Genomic DNA, 15,935 nt, shown 5'->3' on the forward strand with positions numbered 1-15,935 from the left:
CACATGGAAAGAGAAGAAATGTCTTAGGCTGAAAACATTTCTACATGATGACTAATTGAATGACACTCTAGAGGTTTCAACTTGAACGGCATATACGCTTAGTAGGGATGAACGCACATTTAAGCGTTATTAAAAAAGTGGAAGCATACGTGCTTCAATTAGGGTGGCACCACGGGTATAATACTCTCGTCCCTACTGTTCAAACAGTAGAGGCGGGAGTTTTTTTATTTTTATTAAGATTAAAACAATTTGAGGAGGAACTGAATATGTCTATTCAAATCCCACGCGGAACGCAAGATATTCTTCCAGGCACTGTTGAGTTATGGCAGTATATCGAAGGGCAAGCACGCGAAATTTGCCGTCGTTACAATTATAAAGAAATTCGTACACCAATTTTTGAACACACGGAGCTATTTTTACGTGGTGTTGGTGATACGACAGATATCGTACAAAAAGAAATGTACTCATTCCAAGATCGTGGAGAGCGTAGTTTAACATTGCGTCCAGAAGGTACTGCACCTGTTGTACGTTCTTACGTTGAAAATAAAATGTTCGGTGACGCAACACAACCAACGAAATTATATTATATCGGTCAAATGTTCCGTTACGAAAGACCGCAAGCAGGTCGCTATCGTCAATTCGTCCAATTTGGTATTGAAGCAATCGGTAGTAACGACCCTGCAATTGATGCAGAAGTCATTGCACTTGCTGTAGAGTTTTACCGCGGCATGGGCTTGAAAAATATTAAAGTTGTATTAAACAGTTTAGGTGACGCAGCAAGCCGTCAAGCACACCGTGATGCATTAATCGCACACTTTGAGCCACGTATCGGCGAATTCTGTTCTGACTGTCAATCTCGTTTAGAAAAGAACCCTCTTCGTATTTTAGATTGTAAGAAGGACCGTAACCATGAATTAATGGGAACAGCACCATCTATTACAGAATACTTAAACGAAGATTCAGCAGTATACTACGAAAAAGTTCAAGAACTATTAACGATGATGGATGTTCCATTTGAAAAAGATCCGAACTTAGTACGTGGTTTAGACTACTACCAACACACTGTATTTGAAATTATGAGTGAGGCAGAAGGTTTTGGTGCTATTACTACATTAAGCGGTGGTGGACGTTACAACGGACTTGTACAAGAAATCGGTGGACCAGAAATGCCAGGTATCGGTTTTGCGATGAGTATTGAACGTTTAATTATGGCACTAAAAGCTGAAAACATTGAATTGCCAATCGAACATAGTATTGATTGTTACGTTGTGGCGCTTGGTGAAAAAGCGAAAGACCATGCTGCAAAAGTTGCGTTTGATCTTCGTAAAGCTGGATTATCAGTTGAAAAAGATTATTTAGACCGCAAAATGAAGGCACAATTTAAATCAGCAGATCGTCTAAAAGCGAAATTTGTAGCTGTATTAGGGGAAGATGAGTTAGATAAAGGTATCATCAACTTAAAAGATATGGCAACAGGCGAACAAGAAGAAGTAGCATTAGATGTATTTGCTTCATACGTAGCAGAGAAATTAATATAGGGGGAACTTACAGTGGCTGAAAGAACACATGCATGTGGAAAAGTAACAGTAGAAGCAGTTGGACAGACAGTTCAATTAAAAGGTTGGGTACAAAAACGCCGTGATTTAGGTGGATTAATCTTTATCGACTTACGTGACCGTACAGGTATTGTACAAGTTGTATTTAACCCAGAAACATCAAAAGAGGCGCTAGAAGTAGCAGAAACAATTCGTAGCGAATACGTGTTACACGTAGAAGGTACAGTTGTTGAGCGTGGTGAAGGCGCAATTAATGACAATATGGCAACTGGTCGTATTGAAGTACAAGCAACAAAGGTAAACGTATTAAACGCAGCGAAAACAACGCCAATCATTATCGCTGATGATACAGATGCATCAGAAGATGTGCGTTTAAAATATCGTTATTTAGACTTACGTCGTCCTGTAATGTTCAATACATTCAAAATGCGTCATGACGTAACAAAAACAATTCGTAATTTCTTAGATACAGAAGAGTTCTTAGAAGTAGAAACACCAATTTTAACGAAGAGCACGCCAGAAGGAGCTCGTGATTATTTAGTACCAAGTCGTGTACATGATGGTGAGTTTTATGCATTACCACAATCTCCACAGCTATTTAAACAGCTTCTTATGGTCGGCGGATTTGAGCGTTACTATCAAGTAGCACGCTGTTTCCGTGACGAAGATTTACGTGCGGACCGTCAACCAGAATTTACGCAAATCGATATCGAAGCTTCATTCTTAACACAAGAAGAAATTTTAGATATGATGGAGCGCATGATGACAAAAGTTATGAAGGATGCGAAAGGTGTAGAGATTAGTGCACCATTCCCTCGTATGACTTACGCTGATGCAATGGCTCGTTACGGTTCTGATAAGCCAGATACACGCTTTGAAATGGAACTAACAGACTTATCTGAGTTTGCAGCAGGTTGTGGATTTAAAGTGTTTACAAGTGCTGTAGAAAGCGGCGGACAAGTAAAAGCAATTAATGCAAAAGGTGCTGCGGGCAAATACTCTCGTAAAGACATCGATGCATTAACTGAATTCGTAAAAGTATACGGTGCAAAAGGTTTAGCTTGGCTTAAAGTGGAAGAAGACGGCTTAAAAGGACCGATCGCGAAATTCTTCGGTGAAGAAGATGCACACGTGTTAATGACTACATTAGAAGCTACTGCTGGTGACTTATTACTATTCGTAGCAGATAAGAAGAGCGTTGTTGCAGATAGCTTAGGTGCACTTCGTTTACGTCTAGGTAAAGAGCTTGAGTTAATTGACGAAAGTAAATTTAATTTCCTATGGGTAACGGATTGGCCACTTCTTGAGTACGATGAAGATGCAGATCGTTACTTTGCAGCTCACCACCCATTCACAATGCCATTCCGTGAAGATGTTGAGCTATTAGAAACAGCACCAGAAAAAGCACGTGCGCAAGCATATGACCTTGTATTAAACGGTTATGAGCTTGGTGGTGGATCACTTCGTATTTACGAGCGTGACGTACAAGAAAAAATGTTCAAAGCACTTGGATTCTCACAAGAAGAAGCGCAAGAGCAATTCGGATTCTTATTAGAAGCATTCGAATACGGTACTCCACCACACGGTGGTATTGCATTAGGTTTAGACCGTCTTGTTATGTTACTTGCAGGTCGTACTAACCTTCGTGATACAATTGCATTCCCAAAAACAGCAAGCGCAAGCTGCTTATTAACAGAAGCTCCAAGCCCAGTTGCAGAAGCACAGCTTGAAGAGTTAAACTTAAAATTAAGCTTAAAAGAAGAGAAGTAAGAATAGGGTCTAGATGGTTATACTAATACCATCTAGACTTTTTTTGAGAGGTTGTTTAAAAAGTCCGGTTCAGATGGCTGTCGCATCTCGTCGTTACGTATGCTAGTCCGGTGCTCGAGTAGTAACGCTACACTGCGCTCCTCCTGGCTTCAGTGCCTCGATCTGTTCGGCTCTCTGAATCCTTCTTTTTAAACGTGCATTTAGGAAGAAACAAAATCCCGGTTTACACTATGTTTTTATTTTCGAAATATGTATTTTTAGGAATTCTATAACTTTTTCTATACAAATAGTCGGAAAAACGCTAGAATACATGGTAGACCATTTTTGTAATAGGAGTGTAGAGCTGAATGTTACATCAATTTTCACGTAATGAATTAGCCTTCGGTAAAGAAGGACTTGAAATATTAAAAAATAGTACAGTCGGTATTTTAGGAATTGGCGGCGTAGGTTCTTTTGCAGCTGAAGCGTTAGCACGTTCTGGAGTTGGGCGTCTCGTATTAGTAGATAAAGATGTTGTAGATATTACAAACGTAAACCGTCAAATTCACGCTTTAGTATCTACTGTAGGACGTTCAAAAGTAGAATTAATGAAAGAGCGTATTGCAGACATTAACCCAGAGTGTGAAGTAATTGGACTAGAAATGTTTTATACAGATGAAACATATGAAGAGTTCTTTAAACACGGTTTAGACTTTGTAGTGGATGCATCTGATACGATTACGTTCAAAATTCATTTAATTAAACAATGTTTACGTCGTAAAATTAAAATTATCTCAAGTATGGGTGCAGCAAATAAAATGGACCCAACTCGTTTCCGTATTGCGGACATCTCTAAAACACATACAGATCCAATTGCGAAAGTCATTCGTACGAAGCTTCGTAAAGAGGGTATTAAAAAAGGTGTAAAAGTTGTCTTCTCTGACGAAAACCCAATCGTAATTCGTGAAGAAGTACGTAAAGAAATCGTACCAGACGAAAATGCAAAAATTCGTAAAGCGAAATTACCACCTTCATCAAACGCATTCGTACCATCTGTGGCAGGCTTAATTATGGCAAGTCACGTTGTACGTGAACGCATTAAAAACGTAGAAGTGAAACGTGTAGGGCAAGAATAAAAGAAAAGCATATATCCATTTCGGATATATGCTTTTTTATATGTGCTAAAAAAATAGGGGTATTTGCATTGCTACTAGTTCAAATGTAAGCAAGGCCAGTAAGTAATAATCATATTTGTCTGATTTATAACCTGAGGTCTTTTTTAAACTATGAATCGTAAAAAGGCCTAACGTTAGAACGAGAATACCGAGTGTTATTTTGAAGGCTACTAATGAAATGGCAATCAGCTCCTTTCAATCGTATATGTTTATAGTAACATTTAAGTAAAAAATATCCAGTTGATTCAGGGAGTTCTTTGTATAGCAGGTCTATTTATTTTGTAAATATTTGTCGGTAAATCGATATTCCTTGTCGAATAGTCGATATAATTAAAAAATCGTTGATATATTGTAAGTTACGATAGATATATTCGAAAAATCGCCGATATAATTTCATTTACCAATACGCTATCCATCGAAGAAACAAAAAAAGGATGTCACTTAGCCGGAAAATAGGGCTAGGTGACATCTTTTTTAATTCTCTGCAGAATAAATAATATCTAAATTTCCGTTTTGATCTGTCTTGAAAATGGGAGCGATCTGCTCTTCTTGTTCTTCAACTGAAACGAGTTTTCGAGCGCGGTCCATAATTCTAACGAGCATCGCATAATCTTCTTCGATTGCTTGTTGTTTTTTTGTGAGTACAGCTAATTTAGTTTCGAGCTCATCATTCGTTTTTTGCAAGGAAGTGAGCTGAGTTTGTAATACTTCATTTTCAGTTTGTAACTTTGCGAGTGAAGGATTATTGTGCTCCAAGTTTTGCAAAAACGAGATGACATTTTGCATTGTAAGTTCTTGTTTACTTGGTACAATATCTTCTGAAAACTCAGCATCGATTACGAGTTGTTTCGTTTTTGTGAACTGATCTTTTTCTATTTTAGCTTCAGAGCGCTTTAATTCTTTACGTTGTTTTTTCGCAAGCTGTACCGCATCTTCATAATTCGGTCTTACTTCAGCGTTCCATCTAAAACCGCAAGCTGCGGAAGTGCGGTTTAAAGCATCGCCGACTTCATCGAATGCTTTTATTTGTGTACTGCCGCTGCGAATATGTCGTAAAACAGTTTCTGCTAAAAGGAGATCGTCTTCTTTTGTCCATGCATCTTGACGTGTTTTCATAAGCGAAGCCTCCATAATGGTGACGTTTTCGCTTATGTTACCCTTTATTTTTCGTTTTATTCGAACTTTGTAATCTTTCATATACAGTAGAAAGTGCTTGTTCAAATTTCCCTGTCGTTTTCGGTTTATAATATTGTTTGTTTTTTATTTTATCAGGTAAGTATTGCTGCTGTACCCAACCATTTGGATGGTCGTGTGGATATAAGTAGCCAATGCCTCTTCCAAGTGCCTCTGCGCCTTTATAATGACTATCTTTTAAATGACTTGGGATGTCGCCTGTTTGCCCGTTCCGTAAATCGTGTAAGGCAGCGTCAAGTGCTTTATAAGCTGAGTTTGATTTTGGTGATAGGCAAAGCTCAATAACGGCATTTGCAAGTGGTATGCGCGCCTCTGGGAATCCAACGCGTTCAGCTGATTCTATAGCTGCTAGCGTACGCGGTCCAGCTTGCGGGCTAGCAAGTCCAATATCTTCATATGCCATAATAAGAAGACGTCTACCGATGCTTTGCAGATCACCAGCTTCAATAAGACGTGCTAAATAGTGAAGTGCTGCGTTTACATCACTTCCGCGCACTGATTTTTGAAATGCTGATAATACGTCATAATGAGCATCTCCGCCTTTATCGTGAACGAAGCTCTTTTTTTGTAAGCATTCTTCGGCGATTTCCAGCGTAATTTCCGCAGCTTTGTCATCAGTTGTAAAGCTAGATAAAACAGCTAGCTCCAGTGCATTATAAGCGGAACGCATATCTCCACCTGATGCATTTGCGAAGTGATGTAATGCTTCAGGTGTAACAGTTACATCATATTCCCCAAGACCTTTTTCTTTATCTTCAAGTGCTCGTTTTAAGCCAATTAAAAGATCATCTTCTGTTAATGCGTGTAATTCGAAGATTTGACACCGACTTCGAATAGCAGAATTAATAGCATGGAACGGATTACTCGTCGTCGCACCAATTAAGGTAAGGAGTCCACTTTCTAAATGAGGTAATAGAAAATCCTGTTTTGCTTTATCTAGACGGTGTACTTCATCTAAAATTAAAACGAGGTGTCGATGCATCTTTGCCTCTTGTACGACAACTTCCATATCTTTTTTATTGTGAGTAACAGCGTTTAATAGGCGAAAAGGGGTTCCGGTACTTCCTGCAATTGCGCTCGCGATGGATGTTTTTCCAGTGCCTGGAGGACCATATAAAATCATAGATTGAAAATGATTTGCTTGGACCATTCGCCATAAAATTTTTCCTTCACCAACTAAATGTTGTTGTCCGATAATTTCTTGAATATTTGTAGGGCGCATTCGATGTGCGAGTGGTTGTTTCATTTTTACCGTCTCCCTTAATATATAATCTCTTTCTATCGTATCATTTTTTTTAGTGGAATTTGAAATAGGATGCTGTTTTGTGGGAAAAATGAATATGAATATTTTCATTTTTCTTTCAATTGTAATAATTTCCGAGTTTTTCAATGTGATTTTATGTTATCATTTTGATACACAAGTTGAAATTTCTTATAATACTATATTATGCTATAATTTCATAGGATTTTAAATTGTGTTCTTTTATAAATAAGATATAACCAATAGAAGTGAAAATTTGAAAAGAGGTGCAAAATAGATGAAGATTTCAACGAAAGGCCGTTACGGCTTAACAATTATGATCGATCTTGCAAAAAAGTTTGGTGAAGGTCCAATTTCCTTAAAATCAATTGCGCAGGCACATGATTTATCGGAACATTACTTAGAGCAATTAATTTCACCACTTCGTAACGCGCGTCTAGTAAAGAGTACACGCGGAGCATATGGCGGGTATGTATTATCAGATCAGCCAGCTAACATTACAGCTGGGGATGTAATCCGTGTATTAGAGGGTCCGATTAGTGTTGTAGAAATGATAGAAGAAGAAGAACCAGCACAACGCCAATTATGGATGCGTGTTCGTGATGCGGTGCAAGAAGTGTTAGATAGTACAACGTTAGAAGATTTAGTACGTTATGAGGAAGAAAATCACGGGGGCTATATGTTTTACATTTAATTCCTTGTGAAACGATTTGGAAAGAAGGAGATTTAATGGAACGCATTTATTTAGATCATGCTGCGACATCTCCGACTCACCCGGAAGTGGTCGAAAAGATGATTCCATATATGACAGAAACATTCGGAAATCCGTCTAGTATTCACTTTTATGGACGTCAAACGCGCCATGCAGTAGATGAGGCGAGACGCGCATGTGCACGTAGCATTCATGCGAATCCGAATGAAATTATATTTACGAGCGGTGGTACGGAAGCTGATAATTTAGCGCTTATCGGTGTAGCGCGTGCGAACCGTCATAAAGGTAACCATATTATAACGACACAAATTGAACATCATGCAATTTTGCATACGTGTGAATTGTTAGAGCGTGAAGGATTTGAAGTGACATATTTACCTGTTGATGAAACAGGACGCGTTCAAGTTTCTGACATACAAAAGGCATTAACAGAAGAGACAATTCTTGTATCTATTATGTTTGGGAATAATGAAGTTGGGACGATGCAACCAATTGCGGAAATAGGTAAGCTGCTAAAAGAGCATCAAGCTTATTTCCATACAGATGCGGTACAAGCTTACGGTTTAGTAGAAATTGATGTGAAAGAGTTTGGTATTGATTTATTATCAATTTCGGCTCATAAAATTAACGGGCCAAAAGGTGTCGGGTTCCTATACGCTGGTGCAGACGTGAAATTTGAACCGTTATTAATAGGTGGGGAGCAAGAAAGAAAACGCCGTGCTGGTACTGAAAATGTGCCGAGCATCGTTGGGTTGCAACATGCAATTTTGCTAGCTGAAAAAACTCGTGAGCAAAAAAATGCCCAATATGAAGAGTTTAAAGATATAATGGTATCTGTCTTCAAAAATGAAGACATTACTTTCGAGGTAAACGGAAACTTAGAATATCGATTACCACATGTGCTTAATATTAGTTTTACAGGAATGAACATTGAACCGTTTCTTGTGAACTTAGACTTAGCTGGCATTGCAGTATCAAGTGGTTCGGCTTGTACAGCTGGTTCGATTGATCCATCACATGTATTAGTGGCGATGTTCGGAAAAGACTCCGATCAAATACGTTCATCCGTACGTTTTAGTTTCGGACTTGGAAATACGAAAGAGCAAGTTGAGAAAGCGGCGTACGAAACAGTGAAAATCGTGAAGCGATTAACACAAAATTAGCATGGGAGGTGACATGATGAACAAACTACCTCACGAAACACGCGTTGTCATCGGGATGTCCGGTGGCGTCGATTCATCTGTAGCGGCTCTTTTATTAAAAGAGCAAGGTTATGATGTAATCGGAATTTTTATGAAAAACTGGGATGATACAGATGAGAATGGTGTCTGCACAGCAACAGAAGATTACAATGATGTAATTGAAGTGTGTAACCAAATTGGTATTCCGTATTATGCAGTAAACTTTGAAAAACAATACTGGGATAAAGTATTTACGTACTTCTTAGATGAATACCGAGCTGGTCGTACACCAAACCCAGATGTAATGTGTAATAAAGAAATTAAATTTAAAGCATTTTTAGAGCACGCAATTGCGCTCGGTGCTGATTATGTAGCAACAGGTCATTATGCACGCGTTGCTTATATGGACGGCGAATATAAAATGCTTCGCGGCGTTGATGACAATAAAGATCAAACATATTTCCTAAATCAATTAAGCCAAGAGCAATTATCAAAAACAATGTTCCCGCTTGGTGAACTGAAGAAACCACAAATTCGTGAAATGGCGAAAGAAGCTGGTTTAGCGACAGCGGCGAAGAAAGATAGTACTGGTATTTGCTTCATTGGTGAGCGTAACTTTAAAGATTTCTTAAGTAACTATTTACCAGCACAACCAGGTGTGATGCAAACATTATCTGGTGAAGTGAAAGGAAAGCATGACGGTTTAATGTACTACACAATTGGACAACGTCATGGCCTTGGTATTGGTGGTAACGGTGATCCGTGGTTTGCTGTTGGGAAAAACTTGAAAGAAAACATTTTATATGTTGATCAAGGATTCCATAACGAACTTCTATATGGCGACGAAGTTATTGCTACAAATGTTGGCTGGGTAAGTAATAAAGCGAAAGAGAAAGAATTTAAGTGCACAGCGAAATTCCGTTATCGTCAAGAAGATAATAAAGTAACGGTTCAAATCGTTGATGAAAATACGGTTCGTATTCTTTGTGACGAGCCAATTCGTGCAATTACACCAGGACAAGCAGTTGTTTTCTATGATGGAGATGAGTGTTTAGGCGGTGCTACAATTGATGAAGTGTACCGTAGCGGTAAGAAATTGGATTATTTAGGATAAAACGAGAAGCCTCTACCGATTCGCGGTTAGAGGTTTCTTTTACATAAGGCGAATTTTCGTTCGCTTGGAAAATACATTCTTTGTTATAATTTGTTGTAGAGGTGAAGGACATGTCAAACAAACTTGAAACAGGTATTCAATATATGCAAGAAGGAAACTGGGAAGAAGCTGCTAAAAATTTCACAGAAGCAATCGAAGAAAATCCGAAAGATGCGCTTGGATATATTAATTTTGCAAACTTATTAGATGTACTAGGTGATAGTGAGAGAGCAATTTTATTTTATAAACGTGCATTAGAGTTAGATGATAAATCTGCGGCTGCTTATTATGGATTAGGAAACGTATATTACGGTCAAGAGCAATTTGCAGAGGCTAAAGCTGTATTTGAACAAGCGATGCAAGCTGGATTACAATCAACTGATGTAACGTTTATGTTAGGTATTACACATGTGCAACTTGGAAATGATCGTCTTGCACTGCCGTTTTTACAAAGAGCAACAGAATTAGATGAAAACGATGTAGAAGCTTTGTTCCAGTGCGGACTTTGCTTTGCGCGACTAGAACATATTCAAGAGGCGAAACCTTATTTTGAAAAGGTATTAGAAATGGATGAAGAGCATGCAGATGCGTATTATAATTTAGGTGTTGCCTACGTATTTGAGGAAAAAAATGAGAAGGCTCTCGCTTTATTTAAGAAAGCAACTGAAATTCAGCCAGATCACTTTTTAGCGGGTAATGGTGTTCGTTTATTAGAGCAAGAAGCTGAATAAGAAAAATGTAGTTTAATGGGTAGTTATCCCTCATCTAAATAGGTGGGGGATGTACTGCTCATTAAAGTGAAGCGAAACCGGAAAGGAGAGGAAAGATGGGAAATCAACATGCAATGGATTTGTTTGAGGAAGAGAAAAAGTTTATAAAAGCGCAAGTTCTTCATACCATTTTCCACAACGAAGAAAACCTCTATTCCGTTGTCAGTATGAAAGTCATTGAAACGAATGAAACGTACGACGAAAAAAAAGTGATGATAAACGGTCATTTTCCCCGCATGCATGAAGATGAAGTGTTTACGTTGACAGGGCATTTTAAAGACCATCCGAAGTATGGGAAACAATATTTAGTTGAAACGTTTAAGAAAGAATTGCCGCAAACAAAAGCAGGTATGGTGCAATATTTAGCGAGTGATTTATTTAAAGGGATAGGAAAGCGTACAGCTGAAAAAATTGTGGACCATCTAGGGGAACATGCTATTTCTAAAATTATGGATGATCCTGAGGCTTTAAATGGTGTTGTAAACAAGCAAAAAGCGCAAGAAATATATGAGACAATTGTTGAACATCAAGGATTAGAGAAAGTAATGAGTTTTTTAAATGGTTATGGTTTTGGAACGAAGCTTTCTATTAAGATTTACCAACAATATAAAGAGATGACATTAGAAGTGATTCGTAATAATCCATATCAACTTATTGAAGAAGTGGATGGAATTGGATTTGGAAGAGCGGATGATATAGGACGTGCGTTAGGGATATCGGGTAATCATGATGATCGTGTACGTGCGGGATGTTTTTATACGTTAGAGAATGTATCATTACAACTTGGTCACGTTTATATGAGAAAAGATCAACTTGTAAGAGAAACGATGTCACTTTTAAATAATCAAGAAGGAAGAGTGACGGAGGAAGACATTATAGGTTGTATTGAAATGATGCAAAGTGAAGGGAAAGTCATCATCGAGGAAGAACGAGTGTATTTGGCATCGTTATTCTACTCTGAAAAAGGTGTTGTAAAGTCTATTCGCAGGCTCATGAATCAGGAGGAAACACCTTCATTCCCTGAAGCAGAAGTGTTAAAGACGTTAGGTGAAATTGAAGAACAACTGAGCGTACAGTATGCACCACTTCAGCAAGAAGCAATTCAAACGGCACTTCATAAACCGATGATGTTATTGACAGGTGGACCAGGAACAGGAAAAACAACAGTTATTAAAGGAATTGTTGAAATGTATGCGTCACTTCACGGGCTATCGTTAAATCCGAATGAATACAGTGATGATAATCCATTTCCGATATTATTAACGGCTCCAACAGGAAGGGCAGCGAAGCGAATGAGTGAATCGACAGGACTTCCAGCTTGTACAATTCACCGTTTACTTGGCTGGACGCCAGAAGGGTCTTTCCAGCGTAATGAAACAGATCCGGTACAAGGGAAGTTGCTTATTATTGATGAATTTTCAATGGTTGATATTTGGCTTGCAAATCAGCTGTTTAAGTCATTGCCGACGAACATTCAAGTTATCGTTGTAGGTGATGAAGATCAATTACCATCTGTAGGACCTGGACAAGTATTGAAAGATTTATTGAATGCAGGTGCAGTTCCAACTGTAAAGCTTACTGAAATTTATCGTCAAGCGGAAGGTTCATCAGTAATTCAACTTGCTCATGCGATAAAAAATGGAACACTCCCACCAGATTTAGCGCAAAATCAAAAAGATCGTTCATTTATCGGCTGCACAGGAGCTCAAATTGTTGAGGTTGTTAAGAAGGTTTGTGAAAATGCTAAGACAAAAGGTTTTAGCGCAAGAGATGTACAAGTATTGGCCCCGATGTATCGTGGACCGGCCGGTATTAATGTACTAAACGAAGCGTTGCAAGAAGTATTTAATCCGAAAAGGGAAAAGAGTAAAGAAATTGCTTATGGTGATGTTGTATATCGAAGAGGCGATAAAGTTTTGCAACTCGTTAATCAGCCGGAGAGTCAAGTGTTTAATGGTGATATCGGAGAAATTGTTTCGGTGTTTTATGCGAAAGAAAACGTTGAGCAACAAGATATGATTATCGTTTCATTTGATGGAATTGAGGTAACATATACAAAACCAGATTTAAATCAAATTACACATGCCTATTGCTGTTCCATTCATAAATCGCAAGGTAGTGAGTTTCCGATTGTAATTATGCCGATAGTAAAAAGTTATAATCGTATGTTACGTCGTAATTTAATTTATACTGGTATTACAAGAAGTAAGAAGTTCCTTATTATTTGCGGGGAGGAAGCTGCTTTCCAGTCTGGTGTAAACCGCCTTGATGATGCAATGCGTCAAACGACTTTAGCGAGTCGATTGCAGGAATCGCAAGGAGAAGTACAGATGGTAACAGTGAATGGCGAAGAAATGGACGTGGAAAACATTTCACCGTATGATTTCATGTAAAAAGGTGAAATTATATAGTGAAACTTTCAAACGTATAACGTTGAAAGGCTCCAGCAATGTATAAATGAATGCAGTTTGGAAATAATGGCGAATAGAATCCGGGAGACTGTAAGGAGATGAACGCCATATGTTTATTTGTCCAAATTGCAAAGGAAAAGACATTGGGAAAATAGGTGTCAACCAATTTTATTGCTGGAATTGTTATATCGAATTATCGGTTTCAAAGGGGAAAATCCATACGCATCAAGTAGAAGAAGATGGTTCGTTAAGTTCTCTTGATGATTTATTTGATGAGAATGAAAGAACGATCGGATAACGAAAAGGGGGATTTACTTTGAATCTACGCAATTCATTAATCGCATTAGGTGTTGGAGCGGCAGCATATCAATATGCTCGCAAACAAGATGTCTTTTCAAAACGCAATATGAAAAAAGCACGTAAGATGATTAAATCTTATTTATAAGCGTAAAAAACTCCCTTCATCAACAAGGGAGTTTTTTTATGCATTTGTATGCAAATATAAAAGTCCAATTTCAGAGAAGAGATAAGATAGGCCGTAACATCCAACGCCAAGCATTCCGTAATGAAATAAATGCTTCGCTCTTTCTTTTCGTGAGGAACGAATAAAGAAACCTTTCCAAATACCAAACCCGATACAAATCCATTCAAGAATCATAAAAAGTGCTGATAATACGAGCATAAATAAAACCATTATGAGCCCTCCTGATTAAATTGTTTCACGCTGCGTTCTCAGGGGTGGTTGTCCTTGTTATGTATATATATGTGCGTCTTTACAAAACAGTATGGTCTGCACAAAAAGATTTTAAAACTTTTGCACATAACCTACCCTATTTATTTTCACAATAAAGGTGGAGGAGGTTTTTCGTGTGAAGAATCTTAAAATCATTTGGATATACCGTTTAGGATTATTGTTACTTGTCTTTCTTTGTTTGCTCGTCTTTTTAAAAATTAAGCCGCTATGGGCACCGATTATTTTTGTATGTAAAGTGGCCATTACACCGTTTCTTATCGCGTGTTTTATTGCGTATTTATTGCATCCTTTAATTGAAAAAATTCATAAAGAAGGGATGCCGCGCACACTCGCTATTTTGCTCATTTACATCCTTTTCTTTGGCGGAATTGGTTATGGAATTTATAAAGGAACGCCGGTTGTGATTAAGCAATTACAAGAAATCAATGAACAATTCCCGCAGTTTACAAAAATGTATGATTCTTGGATGGATGGTGTTACAGAACAAACAGCGAACTTCCCGTCATTTATTCATGAAAAGGTGAAACAAATTTTTGTTGGAGTAGAGACGAAGATACAAGCACTTTTAAATAAAGTGATGAGCACAGCTCGCGGTGTACTGGATTCGTTACTCATTATTTTCTTAATTCCGTTCATTGTATTTTACATATTAAAAGATTACGGCGAGTTTTATCATATTTTTTGGAAACTAGTTCCGAGTAAGTGGCGTAGTACGGGGCAAATGCTGGCGAAAGAAATTGATAAATCACTTGGAAGTTATATTCGAGGACAGTTATTTGTTTGTTTAGTATTAGGGGGCGTATCTGCTCTTTCCTTTTGGTTTATCGGTATGAAATATCCATTGTTACTCGGTATTATTATTGGGGTGACGGATATAATACCGTACTTTGGCCCTATTTTAGGGGCGATTCCGACATTAATGATTGCGGCAACGGTATCAACAAGTTTACTCATTAAAGCGGGGATTGCGATTGCTATTTTGCAATTCGTAGAAAGTAACATTTTATCCCCTTATATCGTTGGTAAGTCCCTTCGCATGCATCCTGTCATTATTATGCTTGCACTACTAGTTGGGGGAGAAGTGGGAGGAATTGTAGGGTTATTAATATCAGTTCCTATTTTAGCGGTTATTCGTACAGTAATCGTTCATGTAAGGCCTCTTTGGAAAAAAGAAGATATGCAATAGGAAGGCCCTCTACTTATAAGAGTAGAGGGCTATCATTATTTAGAGAGTTGTTCGTTTATTTTTTGAACGAGAGAGCTTACATCATTTGTTTGAATATGTTTTATTTTTTTCCATTCATTATCATACATAAATACAATTTGATTGCTGAAAAGTCGCTGTTTTTCTTTTAAATTAGAAATTTTCGCGAAAGCGTACTCTTCAAATAATGGGTTCTTACTTACATCTGGTCCATAAAAGAAGAGGCGTTTGTTCGTTAAAATTAACAATCCCGGCCTTGCGACGGAACGATAAATAAATATGTCTAGTGAACAGGCTACGTAAAACAATATTGTTTCATCAGTCTTTAACATATTTTTAGCTTTGCTCAATAAGGTTGTCACTATAATCGCTCCTTTATTATTAATAATTTAATTATAACAAAAATTAAATATTCGGAAAAGTACACGGGAGTAGTACAATTTAGTAATACATGCATAATATATGAAAAGGCTGTTAAGAATGAATAGTAGAATAGCTATGATTAATAAGTAATTGATATAATATAAATGATTATCTACATTGACAAACTTAAGAGAATTCTATTATATTTAGTCATATAATACATTAAATCAATGACGGAACAAGTACGTTACAGTCCATTTATAGAGAGAAGCTTCCATATGGCTGAAAGAAGCTTTAAATGAAGGGTAACAGAAAGCTAATCCTGAGAGCAGCTAATCACTGCCGTTTTGCCACGTTACGGCACCATGAGGTGATGAATTGATTCATATAGTAATCAATTCATAATTAGGGTGGTATCGCGAGTTAACTCTCGTCCCTTTTATAGGGGCGGG

Annotated in this window: 15 protein-coding genes and 2 other annotated features (1 of these 17 running past the window's edge); of the genes, 11 read left to right on the forward strand and 4 right to left on the reverse strand. The window is 37.8% G+C overall.

What is annotated here, in order from left to right; all coding sequences use genetic code 11:
- Positions 1 to 197 (forward strand) — a binding site (T-box leader) (it extends 34 nt beyond the left edge of the window).
- 69 nt (positions 198 to 266) lie between these two features.
- The 3 genes from hisS to LMD38_RS05000 all read left to right on the forward strand — a co-directional run bounded on the left by hisS (position 267) and on the right by LMD38_RS05000 (position 4,441).
- A complete protein-coding gene (hisS, locus tag LMD38_RS04990; RefSeq protein ID WP_000027087.1) occupies positions 267 to 1,538 on the forward strand; it encodes a histidine--tRNA ligase in 1,272 nt (423 codons plus the stop codon).
- 12 nt (positions 1,539 to 1,550) lie between these two features.
- Positions 1,551 to 3,326: an aspartate--tRNA ligase gene (gene aspS / locus LMD38_RS04995; protein ID WP_062821253.1), complete on the forward strand. Its 1,776-nt coding sequence runs from the start codon at positions 1,551 to 1,553 to the stop codon at positions 3,324 to 3,326.
- 347 nt (positions 3,327 to 3,673) lie between these two features.
- On the forward strand, positions 3,674 to 4,441 hold the full coding sequence (locus tag LMD38_RS05000; RefSeq protein ID WP_000903177.1) for a tRNA threonylcarbamoyladenosine dehydratase: 768 nt from the start codon (positions 3,674 to 3,676) through the stop codon (positions 4,439 to 4,441).
- 513 nt (positions 4,442 to 4,954) lie between these two features.
- On the opposite strand, the gene LMD38_RS05005 is transcribed toward LMD38_RS05000, so the two are convergent.
- Entirely contained in the window at positions 4,955 to 5,596 is a 642-nt protein-coding gene (locus LMD38_RS05005) for an RsfA family transcriptional regulator (RefSeq protein ID WP_000857700.1), read from the reverse strand.
- A 37-nt stretch (positions 5,597 to 5,633) separates the two neighbouring features.
- The gene (locus LMD38_RS05010) at positions 5,634 to 6,920 is read right to left on the reverse strand and encodes a replication-associated recombination protein A (protein ID WP_000812933.1); all 1,287 of its coding nucleotides are present in this window, start codon (positions 6,918 to 6,920) and stop codon (positions 5,634 to 5,636) included.
- Between the two features lie 292 nt (positions 6,921 to 7,212).
- Here LMD38_RS05010 and cymR point away from each other — a divergent pair, with 292 nt between their 5' ends.
- From cymR to LMD38_RS05045, 7 genes are all read left to right on the forward strand, one after another.
- Complete coding sequence (cymR, locus tag LMD38_RS05015; RefSeq protein ID WP_000704116.1) at positions 7,213 to 7,629, forward strand: cysteine metabolism transcriptional regulator CymR; 417 nt, start codon at positions 7,213 to 7,215, stop codon at positions 7,627 to 7,629.
- Between the two features lie 35 nt (positions 7,630 to 7,664).
- A complete protein-coding gene (locus tag LMD38_RS05020) occupies positions 7,665 to 8,810 on the forward strand; it encodes a cysteine desulfurase family protein (RefSeq protein WP_062821255.1) in 1,146 nt (381 codons plus the stop codon).
- A gap of 16 nt (positions 8,811 to 8,826) precedes the next feature.
- Positions 8,827 to 9,942: a tRNA 2-thiouridine(34) synthase MnmA gene (mnmA, locus tag LMD38_RS05025; RefSeq protein WP_001038008.1), complete on the forward strand. Its 1,116-nt coding sequence runs from the start codon at positions 8,827 to 8,829 to the stop codon at positions 9,940 to 9,942.
- A gap of 110 nt (positions 9,943 to 10,052) precedes the next feature.
- Entirely contained in the window at positions 10,053 to 10,712 is a 660-nt protein-coding gene (locus LMD38_RS05030; RefSeq protein WP_062821256.1) for a tetratricopeptide repeat protein, read from the forward strand.
- A gap of 95 nt (positions 10,713 to 10,807) precedes the next feature.
- Positions 10,808 to 13,144 carry an SF1B family DNA helicase RecD2 gene (gene recD2 / locus LMD38_RS05035; RefSeq protein ID WP_062821257.1) on the forward strand — a complete coding sequence of 779 codons (2,337 nt, stop codon included), beginning with the start codon at positions 10,808 to 10,810 and terminating at the stop codon, positions 13,142 to 13,144.
- A 127-nt stretch (positions 13,145 to 13,271) separates the two neighbouring features.
- Positions 13,272 to 13,460, forward strand: coding sequence for a hypothetical protein (locus LMD38_RS05040; protein ID WP_000469281.1), 189 nt, complete (start codon positions 13,272 to 13,274; stop codon positions 13,458 to 13,460).
- An 18-nt stretch (positions 13,461 to 13,478) separates the two neighbouring features.
- Positions 13,479 to 13,607, forward strand: a complete 129-nt coding sequence (locus LMD38_RS05045; RefSeq protein ID WP_001053553.1) for a YrzQ family protein — start codon at positions 13,479 to 13,481, stop codon at positions 13,605 to 13,607.
- A gap of 36 nt (positions 13,608 to 13,643) precedes the next feature.
- On the opposite strand, the gene LMD38_RS05050 is transcribed toward LMD38_RS05045, so the two are convergent.
- Entirely contained in the window at positions 13,644 to 13,856 is a 213-nt protein-coding gene (locus tag LMD38_RS05050; RefSeq protein WP_000242550.1) for a hypothetical protein, read from the reverse strand.
- Between the two features lie 175 nt (positions 13,857 to 14,031).
- Here LMD38_RS05050 and LMD38_RS05055 point away from each other — a divergent pair, with 175 nt between their 5' ends.
- A complete protein-coding gene (locus LMD38_RS05055; RefSeq protein ID WP_000793116.1) occupies positions 14,032 to 15,102 on the forward strand; it encodes an AI-2E family transporter in 1,071 nt (356 codons plus the stop codon).
- A 35-nt stretch (positions 15,103 to 15,137) separates the two neighbouring features.
- Here the strand turns inward: LMD38_RS05055 and LMD38_RS05060 are convergent, their stop codons facing one another.
- Positions 15,138 to 15,482: a PH domain-containing protein gene (locus LMD38_RS05060; RefSeq protein ID WP_000209593.1), complete on the reverse strand. Its 345-nt coding sequence runs from the start codon at positions 15,480 to 15,482 to the stop codon at positions 15,138 to 15,140.
- A 222-nt stretch (positions 15,483 to 15,704) separates the two neighbouring features.
- Positions 15,705 to 15,924 (forward strand) — a binding site (T-box leader).
- Positions 15,925 to 15,935: the final 11 nt, after the last annotated feature.

The sequence above is a fragment of the Bacillus pacificus genome (genome assembly GCF_020861345.1).
Classification (GTDB): domain Bacteria; phylum Bacillota; class Bacilli; order Bacillales; family Bacillaceae_G; genus Bacillus_A; species Bacillus_A pacificus.